Below are 24,216 nucleotides of genomic sequence, written 5' to 3' on the forward strand. Positions count from 1 at the left end.
TGCCTCATTCAAGGCAGTAATCCGCTGCATGGCACCGGCGCCAGGAGGTCAGTCCTGGGCCGGGGTCAAGGCCTCGCGCAGGCTCTCGATCGCCGCATCACGGGCTTCTGCGCCCTCGAACTGCGGCCCCTGGGCGACCTGCTCGCCGTCCAGCCACAAGCTGAAGCCCAGGCCTTCGACGCGCACATCGGCGTCGCCACCTTGCTGCAACTGCTTGCTCACCGCACCAGCGCTCTTGCCGTCGGCGAAGCTGCGCGACAGCAGCAATTGCTCGCCATCGGCGGCCAGCAGGCGGAAGCGGAAGCTGCCGTCCTCGTCGCGGAAGCTGACGAAGCGCGCGCTCTTGGCGGCTTTCTTCTTCACTTCGGTGCTGGCCTGCACGCTGCTGCGGAACGAACGCAGGCCAACGGCCTCGCGCAGTTGCTCGAGGAACGGGGTAGCAATCTTGCGCGCCTTCGCGGCACCGGCCAGGAGGATGTCTTCCAGGTCCGACGGGCGCGAAATGAGCTGGTGGTAGTGCTCGCGTTTTTCCGCCAGCTGGCCGTCGAGCAACTGGTACAGGCGCTGCTTGGCATCACCCCAACCCAGGCCCTGCAGCAGTTCTTCGCGGAACTCGGCGCACTGGGCTGGCGTGGAGAAGGCCTGGAACAGGGTGAACAGGTGGGCGTTGTCCGGGTCCTTGGCTTCGCCTGGGGCGCGCGAGTCGGTGACGATGCGCGAGATGGCGTCCTTCATGTCCTTGGCACTGGTGAACAATGGGATGGTGTTGTCGTAGCTCTTGGACATCTTGCGACCGTCCAGGCCCGGCAAGGTCGCCACGCTCTCCTCGATCACCGCTTCTGGCAGGGCGAAGAAGTCCTTGCCCTGGCCGAACAGGTGGTTGAAACGCTGGCCGATGTCGCGGGCCATTTCCACGTGCTGGATCTGGTCACGGCCGACCGGCACCTTGTTGGCATTGAACATCAGGATGTCCGCGGCCATCAGCACCGGGTAGCTGAACAGGCCCATGGTCACGCCGGCGTCCGGGTCTTCGCCGTTCTCCACGTTCTTGTCCACCGAGGCCTTGTAGGCGTGGGCGCGGTTGAGCAGGCCCTTGGCAGCCACGCAGGTCAGCAGCCAGGTCAGCTCGGGGATTTCGGGGATGTCGGACTGGCGGTAGAAGGTCACCTTCTGCGGGTCGAGGCCGCCGGCCAGCCAGGTCGCGGCGATTTCCAGACGCGAGCGCTGGATGCGCAGCGGGTCATCGCACTTGATCAGGGCGTGGTAGTCGGCCAGGAAGTAGAACGAGTCGGCACCAGGCTGCTGGCTGGCGACGATCGCCGGGCGGATGGCGCCCGCGTAGTTGCCCAGGTGCGGGGTGCCGGTGGTGGTGATACCAGTGAGAATGCGCGTGGTCATGGGTGTTCGCTTATTCAGGCTTGGCTCAATTCGAAAGGCGCGGCAGCAGCAGATCCTTCAGATCGGTCAGCTTGCCATGGAAGAAGTGTCCGCATTCTGCCACTTTCAGCAGCTCATGGGGGCGCGACAGGCTGTCGGACCAATCGTAAACCAGCTGCGGCGCCACGACTTCGTCGGCGTCAGGCTGCACCACCGTGATCGGGCAGCGCTGCGGCAACGGGAATTCATCGCTCAGGCGCATCACCGCCGGGGCGATCATGAACAGGTGCTGCAGCGACACATCGGCCGCTTCCAGGCGCCCGGCCAGGCTGGTGGCGACGAAACCACCGAAGGAGAAGCCCATCAACACCAGCGGCAACTGCGGGTGCTGCTCGCGCAGCCAGGCCGCGGCGGCTTCGGCATCGGCCACCTCGCCCGCGCCCATGTCGTGGCTGCCGGCGCTCTGGCCGACGCCGCGGTAGTTGAAGCGCAAGGTGACGTAGCCGGCATCACGGGCAGTACGCTGCAGGGTCGAGACCACCTTGTTGAGCATGGTGCCGCCCTGAACCGGGTTCGGGTGGCAGATCAGCACCGCACCGCGGGCATCGGCCACGTCCAGGTACAAGGCTTCCAGCTGGCCCACGGGGCCATCGATGAACAAGGGGGTTTCGCGGACAAGCAAGGCACTACTCCGTGACCTCGAAGGGGGTCGATTCGTCTAGGTGTGGAATTCTGTTCTGATTTGCGATCGCTCGCGGTATACAGCGCAGGTCTGAGCCGTTAACGTAAAGCAAAGCCGTTTATAGAGGAAGGACTCGTGGAACTCTCGCTCCTTGTTTGGTTGTTGCCAACCCTGGCCCTGGTCATTGGCGTCGCCATCGGCTTCGTCGTGGCGCGCCTGCTGCCCAATGCTGCGCCGAGCAGCACCCAGCGTCAGCTGGACGATATCCAGAAGCGCTTCGACAGTTACCAGAACGAAGTGGTCACCCACTTCAACAGCACCGCCGTGCTGGTCAAGAAACTGACCCAGAGCTACCAGGATGTGCAAGATCACCTGGCCGAAGGTGCCAACAGCCTGGCCCTCGATGACGTCACCCGCCAGCGCCTGCTGGCTGCCCTGCATTCCGAAGCGGGCCAGGGCCCACGCGATCGCCTGACCCCACCGCGCGACACCGAAGTGCCGCGCGACTACGCGCCGAAGACGCCGAACTCGCCGGGCATGCTCGACGAGAGCTACGGGCTCAAGCGCTGATTCGCTGAAATGAACAAGGCCTCGAAAGAGGCCTTTTTCTTGTGTGAAATTCACCGTCCTCATCGCCGGCAAGCCGGCTCCCACAGAGGGAATCGATGCTGTACCTGTGGGAGCCGGCTTGCCGGCGATAGGGCCAATGCAGACAAATCAACTACAAGCCTTCAACGCCTGCTCAACATCCGCCAGCAGATCCTCAACATCCTCCAGCCCCACCGACAACCGCACCAACCCCTCCGAGATCCCATGATGCGCACGCTCTTCAGGCGTATAGCTCGAATGAGTCATGCTCGCCGGATGCTGCGCCAGCGACTCGGCATCCCCCAGGCTCACCGCCCGGGCAAACAGCTGCAACGCATTCATGAAGCGCCGCCCTGCCTCGATGCCGCCCTTGAGCTCGAAGGCGATCATCCCGCCCGGCAAACGCATCTGCTGCTGGGCCAACGCATACTGGCTGAACGTCGGCAGCCCCGGATAGTGAATCAACTCGACCTGCGGCTGGCGCGCCAGGTACTCCGCCACTTGCTGGGCATTGGCGCAATGGCGGTCCATACGCAACGCCAAGGTCTTGATGCCGCGCATCAGCAACGACGCATCGTGCGGTGACAGCACCGCGCCGGTCAGGTCTTTGAGGCCTTCCAGTCGAATCCGGTCGATCAACGCCTTGTGCCCGATCACCAGCCCCGCAGTGATGTCGCCATGGCCGCTGAGGTACTTGGTGGCCGAATGCACCACCAGGTCGGCGCCAAGCTCCAGCGGCCGTTGCAGGTAGGGCGTGCAGTAGGTGTTGTCGACAACGATGTGGATGTCATGCCCGCGCGCCGCTTCGGCCACGGCGGCGATATCGACCAGCTGCATGTTGGGGTTGGCCGGCGTTTCGAAGTAGATCATCCGCGTCTTACGGTTGATCGCCGCCTTGAGCGCTCTGCTGTCGTTGAGGTCTACGTGGCGAATCTTCACCCCGAACTCGCCGATGCCATGGTGCAGGAATGCGAAGGTACAGCCGTACAGCGTGGTGCCGACGATCAATTCATCGCCGGGCCGCAGCAGGGTCCACAAGGTCGAGGTGATGGCGCCCATGCCCGAGGCCAGGGCCAGCCCGGCCTCGCCGCCTTCCAGGGAGGCCATGCGCTGCTCCAGCAGGGCCAGGGTCGGGTTGGAGATCCGGCTGTAGAAATGCCCGCCCTCCTCTCCGGCAAAGCACGCTGCGCCATATTCCACCGTCGCGAAGGCATAGGTTGCGCTCTGGTACACCGGCGGCACCAGCGCGCCACCGTGGGAAAGCGGGTCGTAGCCATGGTGAATGGCTCGGGTGGAAAAACCGGTGTTGTTGTTATGGGAGCCGCGCATGGCTACAGCCTCTGGAGGTTTGTTCTAAGCTTATGCCACCGCACTGCCTGATTTTTTCCAAAATTGCCCACGCATTCGCGGGTGTATTGGAACAAAAACAATAAAAACCTCAACCTGAGGGCAAACCATGCCTATTACCCTCGATCGCACCGATCGCGCCCTGCTCGCCGCCCTGCAAGATAACGCCCGCCTGACCGTATCCGAACTCGCCGACAAGGTCGCACTGACCACTTCCCCTTGCTGGCGCCGGGTCAAGCTGCTGGAAGACCACGGCTACATCACCGGCTACCAGGCGATTCTCTCGCCCAAGTCATTGGGGTTCGGGGTAACTGCGTTCGTCAGCATCATGATGGATTCGCACACCAAGGACATGGCCTTGGCGTTCGAGCGGCGGCTGATGGAGATTCCCGAGATTGTGGCCTGCCACAACATCTCCGGGCGCTATGACTTCCTGCTGGAGATCCTGGCGCGAGACCTGGAATCGTTCGGCGAATTTACCCGGGAAGTGTTGCAGCGGTTGCCGGGGGTGAAAGAGATCTACTCGAGCTTTTCCTACAAGGCGGTTAAGGAAAAACGGGTGATCCCTGTGTCTGAAGTACACATTTGAATCAGATCTTTCAAGTCGGTGGGAAGCCTCCTACCGATTGACAGGCCGCGCCTGACATACACGAGAAACCAGCCATAGCACGCTTGCCATGTAGCGATTAGGAGGATGACTACATGGCTCAAAATGAAACTATCAAATTTGGTGAACCATTCCGTGATTCGGGCGGTGCCCTGCATTTAAATGAGGGGCTCTGGATAAACGAGCAAGCCCCAGACCGAACACCGCTCCCTCCTCTTTCCGGCGGCGGGGGACCAGGCTACGGCGGCTGGGGCTTGGACGCAGGGCGGCCCAGAGGTACTGGGGGGCCAAGCCGAGGGAAAATTGTTTGGAAAGTTCAGGGTCGTTAGCCACAGCTTCCCAGGAAATAAACATGATTTTAAAAGATCAGATTACTGACTACACCGAACAAGAATTTGTCGGATTCTTGTACGAAATTAATCGAGCCATTGAAGATGAACCCGAAAAGATATTGATCCCCCTGATTGGACACTTTGAAAAAATAACTGAACACCCTTCTGGCAGTGATCTATTCTTCAGACCACAAGGGAGCAGCCAAGGCGAACCTGAACAGGTCCTTAAAATCATAAAGGATTGGCGACTGGCCAACAACAAAGAAGGATTTAGATCATAAATATCCACAACCCCGCCTCGGCGGGGTATTTCTTATCAGGCAAGGCGTAGATTGTAGCCTTACACCCCGCTTCGTGGGAAGGCACTCCGAACTGGTGCTGTAACTTTCCTAGAAACTTATAAAGTGGTGATTAGTCAAAACTCTCCCTTACAAATTACACGCGAGCCGAATTTAGGACTGTGGTTGAGGAATTGCTACAGGCATCCGGTACCTCGGCTTGGCAGGATCGCTTGCTCGAACACTTTATCGAGATTGCCGGACACTCGGATGGCTCTGACCACCCTACTACCCGGCAAACGACCTCGAGGGCTGCGCCGAAGGGGATCGCACAGATCATTGCTTGGCGAAAATCAAAGGAACTTCTCCTGTTCAAGGACCTGCAATGAACAAATCTGTATGGGTGTCGATACTGCTTCTATCCGGTTGCGCCGATGGCAGAATCCTTCTTCTGCCTGATCGGCATAACCAGAAATTCACCTGCGATATCAATCCTTACCATTACGGAGAAAAGCCATGATACTCAAGGAAAACCTAAGTGATTACACAGAGCAGGAATTCCTGGAGTTCCTAGCTGAAATCGACAGAGCAAACGAGGACGAGCCGGACGAGGTACTCACGCCTTTGCTGCAGCATTTCAAAAAAGTCACTGAGCATCCCTCTGGGATTAATCTTTTGTACAAGCCTGCGTCCAGCAAAGAGGGTGAGCCAGAGGAAGTACTCAGAATCGTCAAGGAATGGCGTCTGGCTAACGGTAAGGATGGCTTCAAGCCGTCCTGAAAGGCACTATTCAGAGGTCCTGATAACTCAGGCCCTCTGCCTTCCCCACGCTTGCAATTGAAAATTCCTACACATTATTAGAAAACGCCCCACAGCCAAATTGGCCCTACATAAGTTTACAGCCTTTGAAAACTACGCCACCATCTTTTGACACCTGCCCAAAAGAACCATCTTATGGCCGCGCACCTTCCAGAGCCTTCATTTCAACTTAATGCCATCAACGTCAAACTGGCAGCATTAGTTCGGCCACACCGGCTGCGCACAGTCAAATTCACTGAAGGACATCAGAATGAACGAGAAATCCGACATTTCCGGTTTTACCGAAGCCGAATTCCTTAAATTAATTTTTTCAATTAGCGACCCAGAAGACGGGCTTAGTGAAGAAGAGTTGGATTTACGAATATTTAAATTTGAAGAACTATGCGAACATCCTAGCGGATCCGATCTGATTTTTTGGCCTGACGCCGATGAGCTTGACACCCCAGCAGCGATCATTCGAATCATAAAACAGTGGCGCGCCGCCGAAGGTCGCGCCGGGTTCAAACCTGAGTAAGTTTGCTGCCCCGCTCCGTCGGGGCAATCCGATATTTCAAATCGACCTCATCAAACAAAGTTACTCCATCTGCGCACCACATAACTCATTATAGAGACAAAGCATGAGGCGGAATAATAGCTACAGCGATTACACAGAGTCTGAATTTATCGACTTCCTAAAGGAGGTTTACCGTGCCAACGCTGAAGAGCCTGATGAAGTACTAGCCCCCCTTCTTAAACATTTTTCTGATGTAACGGAGCATCCTAGCGGAACAGACTTGATCTATTGGCCGGAGAGTGACGATCAAGGTGAACTGGAGGCAGTACTGGGCATTGTTAAAAAGTGGCGAACTGATAACGAAAAACTAGGATTTAGAGAAGACTGAGACGGAATCACAATCGAGTGCAGAAACTACCCTGCGCTTGCAGGGTAGCCTTAACTATTCACCAACCCAATTTCGGAAGGTGGAGCCGTCTACGAGGTAGATAACATAAGAGTGGTGAGACCAGAGGCTCACAACCGAATCCACTACGGGACATCGCAATGAAAGACCACAAGATATTTTCCGACTTCACCGAGGCTGAATTCCTTGAGTTCATTACCTCCATCACCGATCCGGCAGATGATGTAAGCGAAAAAGAACTGGATTTGCGCATTTTGAAATTCAAAAAAATCTCTGAGCACCCCAGCGGATCCGACCTTATTTATTGGCCCGAATCCGATGGCGTTGACACCCCTGAAGAGATCATTCGAATCATAAAACAGTGGCGCGCCGCCGAAGGTCGCGCCGGTTTCAAGCCCGAGTAAAATTGCTGCCCCGCTCCGTCGGGGCAATCCTATATTTCAAATCAACCTCATCAAAATAAAGTTACTCCATCTGCGCACCACAAAACTTATTATGGAGACAAAGCATGAGGCTGAAGAATAGCTACAGCGATTACACAGAGCCTGAATTCATCGACCTTCTAAAGGAGGTTTACCGTGCCAACACTGAAGAGCCTGATGAAGTACTAGCCCCCTTCTTAAACATTTTTCTGAAGTAGGGAGCATCCTAGCGGAACAGACTTGATCTATTGGCCGGAGAGTGACGATCAAGGTGAACTTGAGGCAGTACTTGATATTGTTAAAAAGTGGCGAACTGATAACGGAAAACTAGGATTCAGAGAGGACTGAGGCGGAATCACAATCGAGTGCAGAAACTACCCTGCGCACTGCAGGGTAGCCTTAACTATTCACCAACCCAATTTCGGAAGGTGGAGCCGCCTACGACGTAGACAACATAAGAGTGGATCAGCTTGTACGTGGTTCCCGGCGGTAAGGCAGTGCCGGTAAGGGCCGCAACATTTGATACTGAACGGCAGGTATACAGCCTCGCACTGGAGAACCCATAGCGCATCCTGACCTGGACACCCGCCCGCCCGTCCGGAGGTGGTGAAGGTAGCTCCACTAGCCTGCCACCCGCTCCGCCGGGCACGATTGTTTACACCGGCAACAGCCTCAACCCTGTAAGCAACACAACGGAAAGCTATCCTGCACTGGATCTAAGTGAAGGCGGAGGTGTTTTCGACATGAGCAATTTGAGAATCGTAACGCCAAGGGTGCATAACGCCATCCATTACAGAGAAAAGCCATGATACTCAAGGAAAACCTAAGTGATTACACAGAGCAGGAATTCCTGGAGTTCCTAGCTGAAATCGACAGAGCAAACGAGGACGAGCCGGACGAGGTACTCACGCCTTTACTGCAGCATTTCAGAAAAGTAACTGAGCATCCTTCCGGAATAAATCTCCTGTACAGGCCAGCCACCCCGGAGGATGGTAATCCGGAGAAAATTGTGGAAATCATTAAGTCTTGGCGACTAGCCAACGGAAAAAGAGGCTTTAAGTCATAACCAACATATGCCCCGTCTTCACGGGGCATATCACGCCTAGATCCTGAATATTCCTACACGCTCGTCAAAAAAACCTCACACCAAATGCAGCGCGGTGAATATTCCCATCCCAAATAAGCACAGCCATGATCCATGCATCACTTCAAGAGAGAAACGCTGTCATAGCTATGTACCTCCCAGAGCACCTTGTAAAAAGTCTTGCAGAGCAAACTTTCGTCAGCTTCGAAGACTTCGCCCAGTCCTTCTGGATGGCCCTCGCCGAAGATCCGGTCTACTCCCACCAATTCGTCGCCTCGCAACTCAACCGCATCAAACAAGGCTGGCCACCCCGCGCGCCCTTCGGCGAAACCGCCAAAGGCGTGCGCAACTATCAGATCTGCCACATAGACCCACCCACCGTGGGCGGTGCGATGTACGACGCCGAGAATCTACGGATCATGAGCGCCCTGCAGTACGCGCTGTCTTCGGAGATAGAGTGGTGATCAGTCAAAAGCACAGCATCGCCGACTACACCTGCGCAGAATTCCGGAGCGTTGTCGAGGAACTGCTCCAGGCAACCGGAACTTCAGCCTGGCAGGATCGATTACTGGAACACTTTATCGACGTGGCCGAGCACCCAGAGGGCTCTGACCTCCTCTACTACCCGGCAAACGAACTGGAGGGCTACGCTGTGGCAGTGATCGCACGCATCATCGCCTGGCGAAAATCAAAGGGACTTCCCCTGTTCAAGGACGTGCAATGAACAAGTCTGTATGGGTATTGATGCTGCTTCTATCCGGTTGTGCCGACGGCAGGATCCTCATTCTGCCTAATCTGCAGGACCAGAAGTTCGCCTGCGACATGGATCCTTACAAACAAGGTTGCGAACGCCATAGTGACTATGACCGGCACTACAAGTCGCTCGAGGACAAAAAGGGCTAGCTAGCATATGCCGTTAATTCAGCGCTACCCGCGCATACCACTGCGATTGCTCGGAGGTGCTTCATGAGCGGTATAGTGAAAAACCCGGATAACACTATCTCCGAGCAAGTGCTGAAGACTCTGAACAACTACCCGGAACTACTGTGCCAAATACCTCCCGGTACAGTGCTGTACCGCGTTCAGCCCTCCCGTTACGATGCCAACCCCGTCCACTATCGCGCCGACTCCGACACCCGCTACGCCGATCCCGCCAAACAGATCGGCGTCTATTACCTCGGTCTCACCGAGGAAGTTGCCGTGGCCGAGTCCTTCCAGCCTGGCCAGGGTGTTGATGACCAGTCAGTTAGTCTCTGGCGACTAGAGCAAACCTCACTGCATCGACTCAAGGCGGCGCGTGTATTGAACGTGGTTGACGTGGCCGCATTGGCGAATAGAGCCACCCACCATAAAGTGCGCGATATCGTGCAGGCCAAAGGACAGGGGCGAGAGGGATATGCACTCACCCAAAAAATCAGCCAAGCGTGCATGAATGTCGGTGAGGTCGATGGCCTGCTCTATCAGTCAGCGGTTTACACCGTGACCGGGTCCATGGACGGGTGCAACCTCGTGCTGTTCGAGGGCCGTAGGCGCCAAGTCGAGGCGATCAGCCACCAACGGTGTATGGCAGTACTGTTACCGAATGGGGAGACGGCTGTGGAATTCCTGGAGAGTCTGGGGTTAGTGCTGGAGTAAGCACAAAAAACGGACCTCTCACGAGGCCCGCCTTCACTGTCCGGCCATCAACGCATTCCGGTAGTCACGCTTGATAATTTCCAGAGCGGCTGGATCATCCAGTACTTCAAACCGGGGCACTTCGTTGCTCGGCTCGCCTGGGTCGGAGTAATCCATTCTGCCGACCAGATGCTGAACGAGCGTGTTCATTGCTTGCGTATCAGCAGGATCTACATCAAGCGATGTTATCAATGCCTCAATGATTGGCCTTGGCTTGTTTTCGACAAACTGAAACGACGGGTAGAACTTTCTGCGATTGCCGGTATTGGTGTAGGCCAGTAGCTTCCCCGCCTTGGCCTTCTGACTCAGTGCTTGTTTGGTAATGCCCAGGATTTCGCACGCTGCTTTAGCGTCAAGCAGCTCACAGCGACTGTCTACCCGTTCAAAGGCGCGCGCCTTCATCCTGGCCACCGCCTCCTGGTTGCGCGTTGCAATACTACGCTTCGCCTCAACCTCGACCTTGGCTAGCGCAGCAAAAGCCTTCTCGTCTGCAAGCGCCACGGCTTTCAGCACTACCGCCGCCGACGCTCGAGCAAGATGCTCCTCGAAACGCTCCCGCAATGCAGCCTTGGCGGCCTCGATGCTTGCGAGCGCGGGATGAATCGCATCGTGGGTGACCACACTCATGAAACCTCCCCAGAACCTGAATTGCTCATGTGCCCTTAGGCTAGGGCGTCGAGAAAAATCTGTCAACTTGTCAATTTGTCAATACAAAGCAATCATTGAAACCCAAAAACAAAAAACCCCGCCGAAGCGGGGTTCTTCACAAACACCAATGCTTAGATAGCGCCACGCTGACGCAGCACATCCAGCACCCGCTTCACGCCTTCTTCAACACTGACGCTCTGGGTATCGATCACCAGGTCGGCATCCAGCGGCACATCGAACGGGAAGCTCTCACCCGGGATGTTGTCGCCACCGGCAGCATACAGGCCCTGCGGGTCACGCTCGCGGCACGCCAGCGGCGAGGCCTGAACGTAAACGGTCACCAGGCGGTCCTTGCCGATCAGTGCCTTGGCCTGTTCGCGGCCTTCGGCATCCGGGGCGACGAACGCAGCCAGGGTCAGCAGGCCAGCTTCGTTGAACTGGCGCGCCACGTGGGCGGCGCGACGCCAGTTCTCGGTGCGGCCGGCGCGGTCCTGTGGCAGGCCCTTGTTCAGATCGTGGCGCAGGTTCTGGCCGTCGAGCACGTACACCGCTCGGCCCATGTCGAACAGCTTGCGTTCGACGGCATAAGCCAAGGTGCTCTTGCCAGCGCCGGACAGGCCGCTGAACAGCACGGTGGCCGGCTGCTGGCCGAAGCGCAGGGCACGTTCTTCGGTCGCCACGTGCGCCTGCTTGCCATGCTGGCCGGTGCTGCCGTGCGGCAATACAGGCTGGGCGATGATCATGCCGGCGCCCACAGTGCCGTTGGTCAGGCGGTCGATGACGATGAACGCACCCGTGGTGCGGTTGCTGTCGTAACCGTCCAGGGCGATCGGGGCGTCCAGGGCGACCTTGACGCGGCCGATCTCGTTCAGTTGCAGCGCGCTGGCAGCGCCCTGCTCCAGGGTGTTCACATCGACCTTGTGGGTGATGCTGGCAATCGAGCCCGGCACGTAGCTGGTGGCACGCTTGATGTCGTATTTCTTGCCCGGCAGCATCGGCTCTTCGGCCATCCACACCAGCATGGCGTCGAACTGGTCGGTCACCGGCGGCACGTTGTCGGCATGCACCAGCAGGTCGCCACGGGAGATGTCGATCTCGTCTTCCATGGTCAGGGTCACGGCCTGGCCCGGGCCGGCATTCTCCAGCTCACCTTCGTAGGTGACGATGGACTTGACCCGGCTGCTCTTGCCCGACGGCAGCACCACGATGTCGTCGCCCTTGTGCACCACGCCGCTGGCGATGGTACCGGCGAAGCCGCGGAAGTTCAGGTTCGGGCGGTTGACGTACTGCACCGGGAAGCGCAGGTCGGTGACGTTGCGGTCAGCCGACACTTCGACGGTTTCGAGGATTTCCATCAGCGCAGGGCCGGTGTACCACGGCGAACGCTCGCTGCGGTTGACCACGTTGTCGCCCTTGAGCGCCGACATCGGCACGAAGTGCAGGCTCGACGGCTGCAGGTTGATGGCTTCGGCAAACTTCAGGTAGTCGGCCTTGATCGACTCGAACACCTGCTCGTCGAAGCCCTTGAGGTCCATCTTGTTGACCGCGACGACGATGTGCTTGATGCCCAGCAGCGAGGCGATGTAGCTGTGCCGGCGGGTCTGGGTCTGCACGCCGTAGCGGGCATCGACCAGGATGATCGCCAAATCGCAGGTCGAGGCGCCGGTGGCCATGTTGCGGGTGTACTGCTCGTGGCCCGGGGTGTCGGCGATGATGAACTTGCGCTTGGCGGTGGAGAAGTAGCGGTACGCGACATCGATGGTGATGCCCTGCTCACGCTCGGCCTGCAGGCCATCGACCAGCAGCGCCAGGTCGACTTCCTCGCCGGTGGTGCCGGACTTCTTCGAATCGCGGGTGATGGCCTCGAGGTGGTCCTCGTAGATCATCTTCGAATCGTGCAGCAGGCGCCCGATCAGGGTGCTCTTGCCGTCATCCACGTTGCCGCAGGTGAGGAAACGCAGCAGTTCTTTGCGCTCGTGCTGAGCCAGATAAGCGAGGATGTCTTCGCTGATCAAATCGGATTGGTGCGACATGGAGTAACCCTGAAAATTAGAAGTAGCCCTGACGTTTCTTGTCTTCCATGGAACCGGCGCCATCGTGGTCGATGACTCGGCCCTGGCGCTCGGAAGTGCGCGTCAGGAGCATTTCCTGAATGATGTCGGTGAGCGTTTCGGCTTCGGACTCGACCGCACCCGTCAACGGGTAGCAGCCCAGGGTACGGAAACGCACCTTCTTCTTGACGATGCGCGCCTTCTCTTCCTCGGAGAGGTGCTCGAGGATGCGCTCGTCGTCGATCATGATCAGGGTGCCGTTCTTCTCGATCACTTCGCGCTCGGCGGCGAAGTACAGCGGCACGATCGGGATGCCTTCGAGGTAGATGTACTGCCAGATGTCCAGCTCGGTCCAGTTGGACAGCGGGAACACGCGGATCGACTCGCCCTTGTTGACCTTGCCGTTGTACACGTTCCACAGCTCGGGGCGCTGGTTCTTCGGGTCCCAGCGGTGCTTGCTGTCACGGAACGAGTACACGCGTTCCTTGGCCCGCGACTTCTCTTCGTCGCGGCGCGCGCCACCGAAGGCGGCGTCGAAACCATGCTTGTCCAGCGCCTGCTTGAGGCCCTGGGTCTTCATGATGTCGGTGTGCTTGGAGCTGCCATGGGTGAACGGGTTGATGCCCTGCGCCACACCCTCTGGGTTGACGTGGGTGATCAGCTCCAGGCCCATTTCCTCGACCATCTTGTCGCGGAAGCGGTACATCTCCTGGAATTTCCACTGGGTGTCGACGTGCATCACCGGGAACGGCAGCTTGCCCGGGAAGAAGGCCTTGCGCGCCAGGTGCAGCATCACGGCGGAGTCCTTGCCGATCGAGTACAGCATCACCGGGTTGTCGAACTCGGCGGCCACCTCGCGGATGATGTGGATGCTCTCCGCCTCCAGCTGTTTCAAGTGCGTCAGTTTGTCGACCATGGCTACTCACGAAAAACGATCTTATGGACGGCCAGCGGGCCGTGTTCGAGCGAGCCACTTTATCACAGCGGCTGATTCTATTTAGGCGGCGGGCTAGATCGAAAAAGTCTAACGATATGACTGGGGGTTTGGCTGTCAGAGGCCCGCCCTGCGGCCTCATCGCCGGCAAGCCGGCTCCCACAGAGTCACCACAAACCTTGAACGCTGCAGTGTTCCTGTGGGAGCCGGCTTGCCGGCGATGAGGCCGAAACAGATCTCAGATCGGATTCGGGCAATCGATGAACAGGTGCTCCAGGGCAAAGCGCCGCGCCAGGTAATCGCCCAGCGCCTGCACGCCGTAGCGCTCGGTGGCATGGTGCCCGGCGGCGATGAAGCTGACGCCGTTCTCGCGGGCACTGTGGTAGGTCTGCTCGGACGCCTCGCCGCTGATGAACAGGTCCACCCCGGCAGCGATGGCGGTATCGATATAACCCTGCCCGCCGCCGGTACACCAGCCGACCCGGCGGATCATCTGCTCGCCTTCGACCAGCAGCGGCTCACGGCCCATGACGTCCTGCACGCGGCGGGCGAAGTCGCGCGCGGTCATCGGCTCGGCCAGCGAACCGACGAGGCCGACCACCTTGGGGTTGGCAGGGTCCAGCGGCCCTTCCACGGTGATGTCCAGCTGGCGAGCCAGCTGCACGTTGTTGCCCACTTCCGGGTGAACATCCAGCGGCAGGTGAAACGCCAGCAGGCTGATGTCGTGCTTGAGCAGGGTCTTCAGGCGGCGCTGCTTGATCCCGGTGATGCACGGGTTCTCGCCCTTCCAGAAATAACCGTGGTGCACCAGCACCAGGTCGGCCTCGGCCTCGACCGCGGCATCCAGCAGCGCCTGGCTGGCCGTGACCCCGGAAACGATGCGGCTGACCTGTGGCCGGCCCTCCACCTGCAGGCCATTGGGGCAGTAATCCTGGATCTTCGCGCTGGCCAGGTAGCGCTCGGCTTCCTCGACCAGGGTATTGAGGGCGACAGCCATGGAAAATCTCCTCGAAATCTGCACGTTCAACGGGAACAACGCCCGTATAATGGCCGCCATTATGGGCCGTCGCCGGCGTTGGGGAAACCGGTGTATGATCGCGCGCGCTTGCGCTCTGGCGCGTCACTCCGGCCCTTGCCCACTCCCAGGATTCGTTCATGTTCAAGGCTTTGCGTTATTTTGGCTGGCCCCTGCTTACCGGCGTCCTGATCGCCATGCTGATCATCCAGCGTTTCCCGCAATGGGTCGGCCTGCCCAGCCAGGACGTCAACCTGCAACAGGCACCGCAGACCACGAAAATCATGCAGGGCCCGGTGTCCTATGCCGACGCCGTGACCCTGGCCGCGCCGGCGGTGGTCAACCTGTACACCACCAAGGTGGTCAACAAGAGCGCCCACCCGCTGTTCGAAGACCCGCAGTTCCGCCGCTTCTTCGGTGACAACCTGCCCAAGCAGCGGCGCTGGGAGTCGAGCCTGGGCTCGGCAGTGATCATGAGCCCCGAGGGCTACCTGCTGACCAACAACCACGTCACCAGCGGCGCCGACCAGATCGTGGTGGCGTTGAAGGACGGCCGCGAAACCCTGGCCCGGGTGATCGGCAGCGACCCCGAGACCGACCTTGCGGTGCTGAAGATCGACCTGAAGAACCTGCCGGCCATCACCATCGGCCGCTCCGACAACATCCACATCGGCGACGTGACCCTGGCCATCGGCAACCCCTTCGGCGTCGGCCAGACCGTGACCATGGGCATCATCAGCGCCACCGGCCGCAACCAGCTGGGCCTGAACAACTACGAAGACTTCATCCAGACGGATGCAGCGATCAACCCGGGCAACTCCGGGGGGGCGCTGGTCGATGCCAACGGCAACCTGGTGGGCATCAACACCGCGATCTTCTCCAAGTCCGGCGGCTCCCAGGGTATTGGCTTCGCCATCCCGGTCAAGCTGGCGCTGGAGGTGATGAAGTCGATCGTCGAGCATGGCCAGGTGATCCGTGGCTGGCTGGGCATCGAAGTGCAGCCGCTGAGCCAGGAACTGGCCGAGTCGTTCGGCATGCAGGGGCGCCCGGGCATCGTGGTGGCGGGGATCTTCCGCGATGGGCCGGCGCAGAAGGCCGGCTTGCAGTTGGGCGATGTGATCCTGAGCATCAATGGCGAGCCGGCTGGCGATGGGCGCAAGTCGATGAACCAGGTGGCGCGGATCAAGCCCAACGAGAAGATCACCATCGAGGTGATGCGCAACGGGCAGCAGCTCAAATTGGTCGCCGAGGTGGGGCTGCGGCCGCCGCCGGCGCCGGCGGCCACGCAAGAAGAGAAGTAAGACTGGGGCTGCTTTGCAGCCCATCGCCGGCAAGCCGGCTCCCACAGGGATTGCACAGGGCTCAAGGGCGGTGCAGCCCCTGTGGGAGCCGGCTTGCCGGCGATGGGCCGCAAGGCGGCCCCAACAGCATCAATGCAGGATCTGGCTCAGGAACAACTTGGTCCGATCACTGCGCGGCCGGTCGAAGAAGTCATCCGGCGCCGCCTGCTCCACGATCTCCCCCTTGTCCATGAAGATCACCCGGTTCGCCACGGTGCGGGCAAAGCCCATCTCGTGGGTCACGCAGAGCATGGTCATGCCGTCCTCGGCCAGGCCCACCATGGTGTCCAGCACTTCCTTGACCATTTCCGGGTCGAGCGCCGAAGTCGGCTCGTCGAACAGCATGATCTTCGGCTTCATGCACAGCGCCCGGGCAATCGCCACGCGCTGCTGCTGGCCACCGCTCAACTGCCCCGGGTACTTGTGCGCCTGCTCCGGGATACGCACCCGCTCCAGGTAGTGCATGGCAATTTCCTCGGCCTTGCGCCGCGGCATCTTGCGCACCCACATGGGCGCCAGGGTGCAGTTTTCGAGGATGCTCAGGTGCGGGAACAGGTTGAAGTGCTGGAACACCATGCCCACCTCGCGGCGGATCGCTTCGATCTGCTTGAGGTCGTTGGTCAGCTCCACCCCATCGACCACGATGCGGCCCTGCTGGTGTTCCTCCAGGCGGTTCAGGCAACGGATGGTGGTGGACTTGCCCGAGCCCGAAGGCCCGCACAAGACGATACGCTCGCCCTGACGCACGTTCAGGTTGATGTCCTTGAGCACATGGAACTGGCCGTACCACTTGTTCACGCCCTGCATCTGGATGATGCCTTCGGGGCCGGCAGGCTGCTTGATCGCTTCACTCATTTGGAGACTCCTAACGCTTGTGGCCAGTGTCCAGCTTGCGCTCCAGGTGCATGGAGTAGCGGGACATACCGAAACAGAAAATCCAGAACACCAGGGCCGCGAACACATAGCCCTCGGTCGCCATGCCCAGCCAGGCCGGGTCGGCCGCGGCCTGCTTGACGCTGTTGAGCAGGTCGAACAGGCCGATGATGATGACCAGGCTGGTGTCCTTGAACAGGGCGATGAAGGTGTTGACGATGCCGGGGATCACCAGCTTGAGCGCCTGCGGCAGGATCACCAGGCCCATCGAGCGCCAGTAGCCCAGGCCCATGGCCGCGGCAGCTTCGTACTGGCCCTTGGGGATGGCCTGCAGGCCGCCGCGCACCACCTCGGCGATGTACGCCGACTGAAACAGGATCACCCCGATCATCGCCCGCAGCAGCTTGTCGAAGCTCATGCCCTCAGGCAGGAACAGCGGCAGCATCACCGACGACATGAACAGCACGGTAATCAGCGGCACGCCGCGCCAGAACTCGATGAAGGTCACGCACACCACCTTCACCGCCGGCATCCGCGAACGCCGCCCAAGGGCCAGCAGGATGCCCAGCGGCAAGGCACCGACGATGCCCACGGTGGCGATCACCAGGGTCAGCATCAGCCCGCCCCACTGGCTGGTGGGCACGGTGTCCAGGCCTAGGTAGCCGCCGTGCAGCAAGGTGTAGGCCAGCACCGGATACAGCACCAGAAAGCCCAGGCCGTAGAGCGCCTTGCGCGGGAAGCGCTTGATGAACAGCGGCGCGGCGCCCAGCACGGCCAGCCACACGGTCAGGTCCACGCGCCAGCGCAGCTCCACCGGGTAGTAGCCGTACATGAACTGGCCGAAGCGCTGCTGCACGAACACCCAGCAGGCGCCCTGCTTGGTGCAGTCGGCGCGGGTGGTGCCGACCCAGTTGGCATCGATGAACGCCCATTGCACCAGCGGCGGCACGATCAGCCACACCAGGTACAAGGCGAACAGGGTCAGCAAGGTGTTGAGCCAGCTGGAGAACAGGTTGGCCCGCATCCAGGCGAGCACGCCGACGGTTTTCACCGGTGGCGGCATGTCAGGTTTGAAAACATGGGCATTCACGGGCGTATCCTCACCGCTCGATCAGCGCGATGCGCTTGTTGTACCAGTTCATCAGCAGCGAAATGCTGATGCTGATGGCGAGATAGACACTCATGGTGATGGCGATCACCTCGATGGCCTGGCCGGTCTGGTTGAGCACGGTACCGGCGAACAGCGAGACCATCTCCGGGTAGCCGATACCGGCTGCCAGCGACGAGTTCTTCGCCAGGTTCAGGTACTGGCTGGTCAGCGGCGGAATGATCACCCGCAGGGCCTGGGGGATGATCACCTTGCGCAGCGTCGGGCCTTCGCGCAGGCCCAGCGAGCGGGCGGCTTCGGTCTGGCCATGGCTGACCGAACGAATACCCGAGCGCACGATTTCGGCGATGAACGCAGCGGTATAGATAGTCAGTGCCAGGGTCAGCGCCAGCAGTTCGGGTATCAGCACCCAGCCGCCGACGAAGTTGAAGCCCTTCAGTTGCGGCACTTCCCAGTGCACCGGGCTGCCGAACAGCAGCACGCAGGCCCCTGGAATCACCAGCAGCAGCGCCAGCCCAACCCAGAACTTGTGGAACGGCTTGCCGGTTTCGTTGAAGCGCTTGTTGGCGTAACGCACCATCGCCACGATGGCCACGATCGCCAGCACCACGGCAACCACGAACGGCCAGAAGCCCTCGGCCATCGAGGCGCCCGGCATGTTCAGGCCACGGTTGCTGATGAAGAAGGTGTCGTCGATGTTGATGCTGCCCCGTGGCCCCGGCAGGGTCAGGAACACGGCGAAGTACCAGAACAGGATCTGCAGCAGTGGCGGAATGTTGCGGAAGGTTTCGACATAGACCGTCGCCAGCTTGTTGATCATCCAGTTCGGCGACAACCGCGCCACCCCGATGACAAAGCCGAGGACGGTTGCCAGGATGACGCCGATGAAGGTGACCAGCAGGGTATTGAGCAGGCCGATGACGAACACCCGCGCGTAGCTGTCGGACTCCACATACGGGATCAGATGCTGGGCGATGCCGAAGCCGGCACTGCGCTCGAGGAAGTCGAAGCCGGAGGTGATGCCCCGGTGTTGCAAGTTGGTTTGCGTGTTGTGGAACAAGTACCAGCCCAGGCCCACCACCAAGAGGATGGTGAGGATCTGGAACAGCCAAGCGCGCACACGCGGATCGTTAAGGGAAAGCCCCTTTTGTGCGCCGATTCGATTTTGCATGAAGTGCCCCGGACAGTAGGGATTCGAACAGCCTGCGGCGGCGGGATGCCGCCGCAGGGTGCAACCATCAGCGCACAGGTGGCGCGTACTGGATGCCGCCGTTGTTCCACAGGGCGTTCATGCCACGGTCGATCTTCAGGTCAGTGCTCTGGCCCAGGTTCTTCTCGAACACTTCGCCATAGTTGCCGACTTGCTTGACGATCTGCACCACCCAGTCTTTGGGCAGCTTGAGGTCCTTGCCGTATTCCCCGTCAGCCCCGAGCAGGCGGGCAACGTCCGGGTTCTTGGTGGCCTTGGCCTCGGCCTCGACGTTCTTCGAGGTAATGCCCGCCTCTTCGGCGTTGAGCATGGCGAACAGGGTCCACTTGACGATGCTGAACCACTCCTCGTCGCCCTTGCGCACCACCGGGCCCAGCGGTTCCTTGGAGATGGTCTCCGGCAGCACCACGTAGTCGGTTGGCGTGGCCAGCTTGGAGCGCTGGGCGAACAGCTGCGACTTGTCCGAGGTCAGCACGTCGCAACGGCCGGACTCCAGCGACTTGGCGCTTTCGTCGGAGGTGTCGAAGGTGATCGGGGTGTACTTCAGGTTGTTGGCGCGGAAGTAGTCGGACACGTTCAGCTCGGTGGTGGTACCGGCCTGGATGCAGATGGTCGCGCCATCGAGCTCCTTGGCACTGGAAACACCGAGCTTCTTGTTGACCAGGAAGCCCACGCCGTCGTAGTAGGTGACACCAGCGAACACCAGGCCCATGCCGGCATCGCGCGAGCTGGTCCAGGTGGTGTTGCGCGACAGCACGTCGACTTCGCCGGACTGCAGCGCGGTGAAGCGCTCCTTGGCGTTGAGCTGGCTGAACTTGACCTTGCTGGCGTCGCCGAACACGGCAGCTGCCACGGCGCGGCAGACATCGGCATCGATGCCGACGATCTTGCCCTGCGCATCAGGTACCGAGAAGCCTGGAAGACCATCGCTCACGCCACACTGGACGAAGCCCTTCTTCTTTACCGCATCGAGGGTGGCGCCGGCCTGGGCAGTGCTCACGGCGCCCAGTGCGGCGGCAGCGGTCAGGACTGCCAGGGTGGTTTTCAGCATCTTCATTCACAACCTCCAAATCGCTCTTGTTGTATTGAGCCGGAATTGCACCGCACCCTTATGAGGCGCATCCGACCCGTGTTGGCTTGTTATTGGGTCAATTGGCGCAATGGGCCGTTCTATGACAGCCTTCGCTTACAAAGGGTGTTACCGTCTGGGTTTGCCCCTTCGTATCGAATGTTTCATAGCAAAGCGCGTACCACAGTCGAAGGCTGGAGCGTTTAAGCACGCGTCAAGTACCGAAACTTGTATCGTTGCGACATTCTTTTTCCGACAATTAATTCCCACGCCTCTTTTTCAAGCACTTAACAACAAGGCACGCACACTTTCGGAGCAGTCATGACCAACCCGCTGATTCTCGAACCGCAGAAAACCGCAGACGCCTGTGTGATCTGGTTGCACGGCCTGGGGGCCGACCGTTACGACTTCCTACCGGTGGCTGAATTCATGCAGGAACGACTGCTCAGCACCCGCTTCATCATGCCCCAGGCGCCGACCCGCCCGGTGACCATCAACGGCGGCTATGCCATGCCCAGCTGGTACGACATCAAGGCCATGACCCCGGCCCGTGCCATCGACGAAGCGCAGCTGGACGAATCGGCCGACCAGGTGATCGCCCTGATCAAGGCCGAACAGGCCAAGGGCATCAGCTTGTCGCGGATCTTCCTGGCCGGTTTCTCCCAGGGCGGCGCGGTGGTGCTGCACACGGCCTATATAAAGTGGCAGGAAGCACTGGGCGGGGTGATTGCCCTGTCCACCTACGCGCCCACCTTCAGCGACGGCCACCAGCTCAGCGCCTGCCAGCAGCGCACCCCGGCCCTGTGCCTGCATGGCGTGCACGATTCGGTGGTGATCCCGGCCATGGGCCGCACCGCCTTCGAGTACCTGAACACCTGGGGCATCGCCGCCCAGTGGCACGAGTACCCGATGGAGCATGAAGTGGCCGTCGAGGAACTGAGCGACATCCACGACTGGCTGAGCAAGCAGTTGCAATAAGCAGGCTCGCCTGTAGTTGTAGGAGTATTCCGCTACGCCGCGCCCGGATCTTGCATTACACTGCCGGGCGTACATTCCTTAACCAGTTGACGAGACGATCGTGCTCAAGGCACTCAAGAAAATATTCGGCAAGGGAGACGCCGCGCCTCAGGCCGTCGCTCCTGCTGCCAGCGTCACGCCGCCTGCGCCTGCCGCAGCCCCCGCGGCCCAGCCTGAGCCTCAGCGCCAGCCCGCCCCCGGCAAAACCAGCGTCAAGGCCGAAACGCCCGCCACCGCACCTGCCGCCGAGAAACCGGCCAAGGACAAACCGCGCCGCGAACGCAAGCCAAAGCCCCAGGCCAGCCTGTGGAAGCCGGAAGACTTCGTGGTCGAGCCGCAGGAAGGCAAGACCCGCTTCCATGACTTCAAGCTCTCCGACGAGCTGATGCATGCCATCCACGACCTCGGTTTCCCGTACTGCACGCCGATCCAGGCCCAGGTGCTGGGTTACACCCTGCGCGGCCAGGACGCCATCGGCCGTGCCCAGACCGGCACCGGCAAGACCGCCGCCTTCCTCATCTCGATCATCTCCCAGTTGCAGCAGACGCCGCCGCCCAAGGAACGCTACATGGGCGAACCGCGCGCGCTGATCATCGCGCCGACCCGCGAGCTGGTGGTGCAGATCGCCAAGGACGCCGCGGCCCTGACCAAGTACACCGGGCTGAACGTGATGAGCTTCGTCGGCGGCATGGACTTCGACAAGCAGCTCAAGGCCCTGGAAGCGCGCCACTGCGACATCCTGGTGGCCACCCCGGGCCGCCTGCTGGACTTCAACCAGCGCGGCGAGGTGCACCTGGACATGGTCGAGGTGATGGTGCTGGACGAGGCCGACCGCATGCTCGACATGGGTTTCATCCCCCAGGTACGGCAGATCATCCGCCAGACCCCACCGAAGAGCGAACGCCAGACACTGCTGTTCTCCGCCACCTTCACCGACGATGTGATGAACCTGGCCAAGCAGTGGACCACCAACCCGGCCGTGGTCGAGATCGAGCCGGAAAACGTCGCCAGCGAAACCGTCGAGCAGCACGTCTACGCGGTGGCCGGCAGCGACAAGTACAAGCTGCTGTACAACCTGGTGACGCAGAACAAGTGGGAACGGGTCATGGTCTTTGCCAACCGCAAGGACGAGGTGCGGCGCATCGAAGAGAAGCTGGTGCGCGATGGCATCAACGCCGCGCAGCTGTCGGGCGACGTGCCGCAGCACAAGCGCATCCGCACCCTGGAAAACTTCCGTGAAGGCCGTATCACCGTGCTGGTGGCCACCGATGTGGCTGGGCGCGGGATCCACATCGATGGCATCAGCCACGTGATCAACTTCACCCTGCCGGAAGACCCGGACGACTACGTGCACCGCATTGGCCGTACCGGCCGTGCCGGCAGCAGCGGGGTGTCGATCAGCTTTGCCGGTGAGGATGATTCCTACCAGCTGCCTGCCATCGAAGAGCTGCTGGGCCGCAAGATCAAGTGCGAGATGCCGCCGGACGAGCTATTGAAGCCGGTGCCGCGCAAGCATCATTGACCGGCCTGTAGGAGCGGCCTTGTGTCGCGAAAGGGCCGCGAAGCGGCCCCATCAGTTGTTGCAGCGCCGCTTGAATCCTGGGGCCGCTTCGCGGCCCTTTCGCGACACAAGGCCGCTCCTACCAAACCATGGCGCGACCTGACCTACCAACGCCCAGCCGCATCCTGGTCACTCTGCTTCCCTTCCACCCACCTGGGCCCCTCCTGGGTACTCTCCTTCTTCCAGAACGGCGCCCGCGTCTTCAGGTAGTCCATGATGAAGTTGCAGGCCTCGAACGCCGCCTGCCGATGGGCACTGGCCACCCCGACGAAAACGATCGGCTCACCCGGCTCCAGCGCCCCGATCCGGTGCAGCACCTCGACCTTGAGCAACGGCCAACGCTGCTCGGCCTCGACCACGATCTTGGCCAGGGCCTTCTCGGTCATGCCCGGGTAGTGTTCGAGAAACATGCCCGCCACGTCGAGGCCGTCGTTGAAATCACGCACATAGCCCACAAAACCGACCACGGCCCCCACACCGACGTTGGCGGCATGCATGGCATTGACCTCGTGCCCCGGGTCAAAGGCCGCTTGCTGTACTCGCACCGCCATCATCAGCCTCCGGTCACCGGTGGGAAGAACGCCACCTCGTCGCCCTCTTCCAGCGGCTCGTCGAGCCTGCACAGCTCTTCGTTGCGCGCGCACATCAGGTTCTGCTCGGCCAGCACCTGATACTTCCCACCCTTGGCCACCAGCGCCTGGCGCACATCGTCGAGCACCTTGAAATCACCCGCCAGGTGCTCGGCATCGAGGCCCAGCAATTCGCGGTAACGGGCGAAATACATCACCTTGACCTTCATCACGCCTCCACCTTGTAGTGGCCGCTCTTGCCGCCGAGCTTCTCCAAAAGGCGCACCTGCTCGATGACCATGCCCTTGTCCACGGCCTTGCACATGTCGTAGATCGTCAGCGCGGCCACGCTGGCGGCGGTCAGTGCTTCCATTTCCACGCCGGTCTGCCCGGCCAGCTTGCAGCGCGCGACGATGCGCACGGCATCGGCGCCTTCGGCGCTGAGCTCGACCTTGACGCTGGTCAGCATCAGCGGGTGGCACAGCGGGATCAGGTCGCTGGTCTTCTTCGCCGCCTGGATGCCGGCGATGCGCGCCACGGCGAACACATCGCCCTTGGGGTGCTCACCGTCGACGATCATCTGCAAGGTCTGCGGCAACATCCGCACCCGCGCCTCGGCCGTGGCCTCGCGCTCGGTCACGGCCTTTTCGGTGACGTCGACCATGTTGGCGCGCCCCTGGGAATCAAGATGTGTCAGCACTGCTCTGCTCCT

32 protein-coding genes and 2 pseudogenes are annotated in these 24,216 nt (G+C 60.3%); 20 read left to right on the forward strand and 14 right to left on the reverse strand.

The features are described from left to right. Positions 1 to 48: 48 nt before the first annotated feature. Both L6D75_RS06205 and L6D75_RS06210 read right to left on the reverse strand, forming a co-directional pair. On the reverse strand, positions 49 to 1,398 hold the full coding sequence (locus L6D75_RS06205; RefSeq protein ID WP_176512357.1) for a tryptophan--tRNA ligase: 1,350 nt from the start codon (positions 1,396 to 1,398) through the stop codon (positions 49 to 51). A gap of 25 nt (positions 1,399 to 1,423) precedes the next feature. Next, positions 1,424 to 2,059: an alpha/beta hydrolase gene (locus L6D75_RS06210; RefSeq protein ID WP_176512355.1), complete on the reverse strand. Its 636-nt coding sequence runs from the start codon at positions 2,057 to 2,059 to the stop codon at positions 1,424 to 1,426. A 135-nt stretch (positions 2,060 to 2,194) separates the two neighbouring features. On the opposite strand from L6D75_RS06210, the gene L6D75_RS06215 reads away from it, so the two are divergent. Continuing rightward, the gene (locus L6D75_RS06215; RefSeq protein ID WP_176512354.1) at positions 2,195 to 2,629 is read left to right on the forward strand and encodes a Z-ring associated ZapG family protein; all 435 of its coding nucleotides are present in this window, start codon (positions 2,195 to 2,197) and stop codon (positions 2,627 to 2,629) included. A 147-nt stretch (positions 2,630 to 2,776) separates the two neighbouring features. On the opposite strand, the gene L6D75_RS06220 is transcribed toward L6D75_RS06215, so the two are convergent. After that, entirely contained in the window at positions 2,777 to 3,976 is a 1,200-nt protein-coding gene (locus L6D75_RS06220) for a methionine gamma-lyase (protein ID WP_176512352.1), read from the reverse strand. 127 nt (positions 3,977 to 4,103) lie between these two features. Between L6D75_RS06220 and L6D75_RS06225 the strand changes: the two genes are divergently transcribed. The 16 genes and pseudogenes from L6D75_RS06225 to L6D75_RS06290 all read left to right on the forward strand — a co-directional run bounded on the left by L6D75_RS06225 (position 4,104) and on the right by L6D75_RS06290 (position 10,070). After that, positions 4,104 to 4,583, forward strand: coding sequence for an Lrp/AsnC family transcriptional regulator (locus L6D75_RS06225; protein WP_176512351.1), 480 nt, complete (start codon positions 4,104 to 4,106; stop codon positions 4,581 to 4,583). Positions 4,584 to 4,953: 370 nt separating this feature from the next. Continuing rightward, the gene (locus tag L6D75_RS06230) at positions 4,954 to 5,214 is read left to right on the forward strand and encodes a bacteriocin immunity protein (RefSeq protein ID WP_176512348.1); all 261 of its coding nucleotides are present in this window, start codon (positions 4,954 to 4,956) and stop codon (positions 5,212 to 5,214) included. A 155-nt stretch (positions 5,215 to 5,369) separates the two neighbouring features. Then, positions 5,370 to 5,600, forward strand: a pseudogene (locus tag L6D75_RS06235) (bacteriocin immunity protein); the annotation flags it as partial. 127 nt (positions 5,601 to 5,727) lie between these two features. Further along, positions 5,728 to 5,991, forward strand: coding sequence for a bacteriocin immunity protein (locus tag L6D75_RS06240; RefSeq protein ID WP_176512345.1), 264 nt, complete (start codon positions 5,728 to 5,730; stop codon positions 5,989 to 5,991). Positions 5,992 to 6,280: 289 nt separating this feature from the next. Next, a complete protein-coding gene (locus L6D75_RS06245) occupies positions 6,281 to 6,544 on the forward strand; it encodes a bacteriocin immunity protein (RefSeq protein WP_176512344.1) in 264 nt (87 codons plus the stop codon). 103 nt (positions 6,545 to 6,647) lie between these two features. Continuing rightward, positions 6,648 to 6,911 (forward strand): bacteriocin immunity protein, encoded by a 264-nt coding sequence (locus L6D75_RS06250; RefSeq protein WP_176512343.1) that lies wholly within the window; start codon positions 6,648 to 6,650, stop codon positions 6,909 to 6,911. Positions 6,912 to 6,980: 69 nt separating this feature from the next. Further along, the gene (locus tag L6D75_RS27425; protein ID WP_371871941.1) at positions 6,981 to 7,073 is read left to right on the forward strand and encodes a hypothetical protein; all 93 of its coding nucleotides are present in this window, start codon (positions 6,981 to 6,983) and stop codon (positions 7,071 to 7,073) included. Continuing rightward, positions 7,070 to 7,333 carry a bacteriocin immunity protein gene (locus L6D75_RS06255; RefSeq protein ID WP_176512341.1) on the forward strand — a complete coding sequence of 88 codons (264 nt, stop codon included), beginning with the start codon at positions 7,070 to 7,072 and terminating at the stop codon, positions 7,331 to 7,333. Before L6D75_RS27425 ends, L6D75_RS06255 begins: the two co-directional genes overlap by 4 nt. A gap of 104 nt (positions 7,334 to 7,437) precedes the next feature. Continuing rightward, complete coding sequence (locus L6D75_RS27300) at positions 7,438 to 7,569, forward strand: bacteriocin immunity protein (protein ID WP_276574727.1); 132 nt, start codon at positions 7,438 to 7,440, stop codon at positions 7,567 to 7,569. Positions 7,570 to 7,582: 13 nt separating this feature from the next. Further along, positions 7,583 to 7,699 (forward strand): annotated as a pseudogene (locus L6D75_RS27305) (bacteriocin immunity protein); the annotation flags it as partial. Positions 7,700 to 7,923: 224 nt separating this feature from the next. Further along, complete coding sequence (locus L6D75_RS06265) at positions 7,924 to 8,160, forward strand: S-type pyocin domain-containing protein (RefSeq protein WP_276574729.1); 237 nt, start codon at positions 7,924 to 7,926, stop codon at positions 8,158 to 8,160. Next, positions 8,157 to 8,417 carry a bacteriocin immunity protein gene (locus L6D75_RS06270; RefSeq protein WP_176512339.1) on the forward strand — a complete coding sequence of 87 codons (261 nt, stop codon included), beginning with the start codon at positions 8,157 to 8,159 and terminating at the stop codon, positions 8,415 to 8,417. The genes L6D75_RS06265 and L6D75_RS06270 overlap by 4 nt, the downstream gene beginning before the upstream one ends. 125 nt (positions 8,418 to 8,542) lie before the next feature. Beyond that, positions 8,543 to 8,899, forward strand: a complete 357-nt coding sequence (locus L6D75_RS06275; protein WP_236193447.1) for an S-type pyocin — start codon at positions 8,543 to 8,545, stop codon at positions 8,897 to 8,899. Beyond that, positions 8,896 to 9,159, forward strand: coding sequence for a bacteriocin immunity protein (locus L6D75_RS06280; protein WP_236193448.1), 264 nt, complete (start codon positions 8,896 to 8,898; stop codon positions 9,157 to 9,159). The genes L6D75_RS06275 and L6D75_RS06280 overlap by 4 nt, the downstream gene beginning before the upstream one ends. Continuing rightward, entirely contained in the window at positions 9,156 to 9,338 is a 183-nt protein-coding gene (locus tag L6D75_RS06285; protein WP_176512336.1) for a hypothetical protein, read from the forward strand. The genes L6D75_RS06280 and L6D75_RS06285 overlap by 4 nt, the downstream gene beginning before the upstream one ends. A gap of 63 nt (positions 9,339 to 9,401) precedes the next feature. After that, positions 9,402 to 10,070 (forward strand): RES family NAD+ phosphorylase, encoded by a 669-nt coding sequence (locus L6D75_RS06290; protein WP_176512334.1) that lies wholly within the window; start codon positions 9,402 to 9,404, stop codon positions 10,068 to 10,070. Positions 10,071 to 10,103: 33 nt separating this feature from the next. Here the strand turns inward: L6D75_RS06290 and L6D75_RS06295 are convergent, their stop codons facing one another. The 4 genes from L6D75_RS06295 to L6D75_RS06310 all read right to left on the reverse strand — a co-directional run bounded on the left by L6D75_RS06295 (position 10,104) and on the right by L6D75_RS06310 (position 14,739). Further along, positions 10,104 to 10,736: a hypothetical protein gene (locus L6D75_RS06295; RefSeq protein WP_176512333.1), complete on the reverse strand. Its 633-nt coding sequence runs from the start codon at positions 10,734 to 10,736 to the stop codon at positions 10,104 to 10,106. A gap of 152 nt (positions 10,737 to 10,888) precedes the next feature. Then, complete coding sequence (gene cysN / locus L6D75_RS06300; RefSeq protein ID WP_176512332.1) at positions 10,889 to 12,790, reverse strand: sulfate adenylyltransferase subunit CysN; 1,902 nt, start codon at positions 12,788 to 12,790, stop codon at positions 10,889 to 10,891. Positions 12,791 to 12,806: 16 nt separating this feature from the next. After that, positions 12,807 to 13,724, reverse strand: coding sequence for a sulfate adenylyltransferase subunit CysD (gene cysD, locus L6D75_RS06305; RefSeq protein ID WP_009684445.1), 918 nt, complete (start codon positions 13,722 to 13,724; stop codon positions 12,807 to 12,809). Between the two features lie 256 nt (positions 13,725 to 13,980). After that, positions 13,981 to 14,739 carry a Nif3-like dinuclear metal center hexameric protein gene (locus L6D75_RS06310; protein ID WP_176512331.1) on the reverse strand — a complete coding sequence of 253 codons (759 nt, stop codon included), beginning with the start codon at positions 14,737 to 14,739 and terminating at the stop codon, positions 13,981 to 13,983. Between the two features lie 158 nt (positions 14,740 to 14,897). Between L6D75_RS06310 and algW the strand changes: the two genes are divergently transcribed. Further along, positions 14,898 to 16,058 (forward strand): Do family serine endopeptidase AlgW, encoded by a 1,161-nt coding sequence (algW, locus tag L6D75_RS06315; RefSeq protein WP_176512329.1) that lies wholly within the window; start codon positions 14,898 to 14,900, stop codon positions 16,056 to 16,058. Positions 16,059 to 16,187: 129 nt separating this feature from the next. Here algW and L6D75_RS06320 read toward each other — a convergent pair whose 3' ends face one another. The 4 genes from L6D75_RS06320 to L6D75_RS06335 form a co-directional block, all read right to left on the reverse strand. Next, entirely contained in the window at positions 16,188 to 16,952 is a 765-nt protein-coding gene (locus L6D75_RS06320) for an amino acid ABC transporter ATP-binding protein (RefSeq protein ID WP_003251792.1), read from the reverse strand. A 10-nt stretch (positions 16,953 to 16,962) separates the two neighbouring features. Further along, on the reverse strand, positions 16,963 to 18,060 hold the full coding sequence (locus L6D75_RS06325) for an amino acid ABC transporter permease (RefSeq protein ID WP_176512327.1): 1,098 nt from the start codon (positions 18,058 to 18,060) through the stop codon (positions 16,963 to 16,965). A 10-nt stretch (positions 18,061 to 18,070) separates the two neighbouring features. Next, positions 18,071 to 19,249 carry an amino acid ABC transporter permease gene (locus tag L6D75_RS06330; protein WP_176512325.1) on the reverse strand — a complete coding sequence of 393 codons (1,179 nt, stop codon included), beginning with the start codon at positions 19,247 to 19,249 and terminating at the stop codon, positions 18,071 to 18,073. A 67-nt stretch (positions 19,250 to 19,316) separates the two neighbouring features. Further along, positions 19,317 to 20,345, reverse strand: coding sequence for an amino acid ABC transporter substrate-binding protein (locus L6D75_RS06335; RefSeq protein ID WP_176512323.1), 1,029 nt, complete (start codon positions 20,343 to 20,345; stop codon positions 19,317 to 19,319). A 333-nt stretch (positions 20,346 to 20,678) separates the two neighbouring features. Between L6D75_RS06335 and L6D75_RS06340 the strand changes: the two genes are divergently transcribed. Beyond that, positions 20,679 to 21,335: an alpha/beta hydrolase gene (locus L6D75_RS06340; RefSeq protein WP_176512321.1), complete on the forward strand. Its 657-nt coding sequence runs from the start codon at positions 20,679 to 20,681 to the stop codon at positions 21,333 to 21,335. A gap of 100 nt (positions 21,336 to 21,435) precedes the next feature. Then, positions 21,436 to 22,896, forward strand: a complete 1,461-nt coding sequence (gene rhlB, locus L6D75_RS06345; RefSeq protein WP_176512319.1) for an ATP-dependent RNA helicase RhlB — start codon at positions 21,436 to 21,438, stop codon at positions 22,894 to 22,896. Between the two features lie 143 nt (positions 22,897 to 23,039). Here the strand turns inward: rhlB and moaE are convergent, their stop codons facing one another. The 3 genes from moaE to moaC are packed head-to-tail and all read right to left on the reverse strand — an operon-like array spanning position 23,040 to position 24,204. After that, the gene (gene moaE, locus L6D75_RS06350) at positions 23,040 to 23,486 is read right to left on the reverse strand and encodes a molybdopterin synthase catalytic subunit MoaE (RefSeq protein ID WP_176512317.1); all 447 of its coding nucleotides are present in this window, start codon (positions 23,484 to 23,486) and stop codon (positions 23,040 to 23,042) included. A 2-nt stretch (positions 23,487 to 23,488) separates the two neighbouring features. Continuing rightward, positions 23,489 to 23,734, reverse strand: coding sequence for a MoaD/ThiS family protein (locus L6D75_RS06355; RefSeq protein WP_176512314.1), 246 nt, complete (start codon positions 23,732 to 23,734; stop codon positions 23,489 to 23,491). Next, complete coding sequence (moaC, locus tag L6D75_RS06360; protein WP_176512312.1) at positions 23,734 to 24,204, reverse strand: cyclic pyranopterin monophosphate synthase MoaC; 471 nt, start codon at positions 24,202 to 24,204, stop codon at positions 23,734 to 23,736. Before moaC ends, L6D75_RS06355 begins: the two co-directional genes overlap by 1 nt. Between the last annotated feature and the right edge of the window lie 12 nt (positions 24,205 to 24,216).

The organism is Pseudomonas faucium (assembly GCF_021602585.1).
Lineage (GTDB): Bacteria > Pseudomonadota > Gammaproteobacteria > Pseudomonadales > Pseudomonadaceae > Aquipseudomonas > Aquipseudomonas faucium.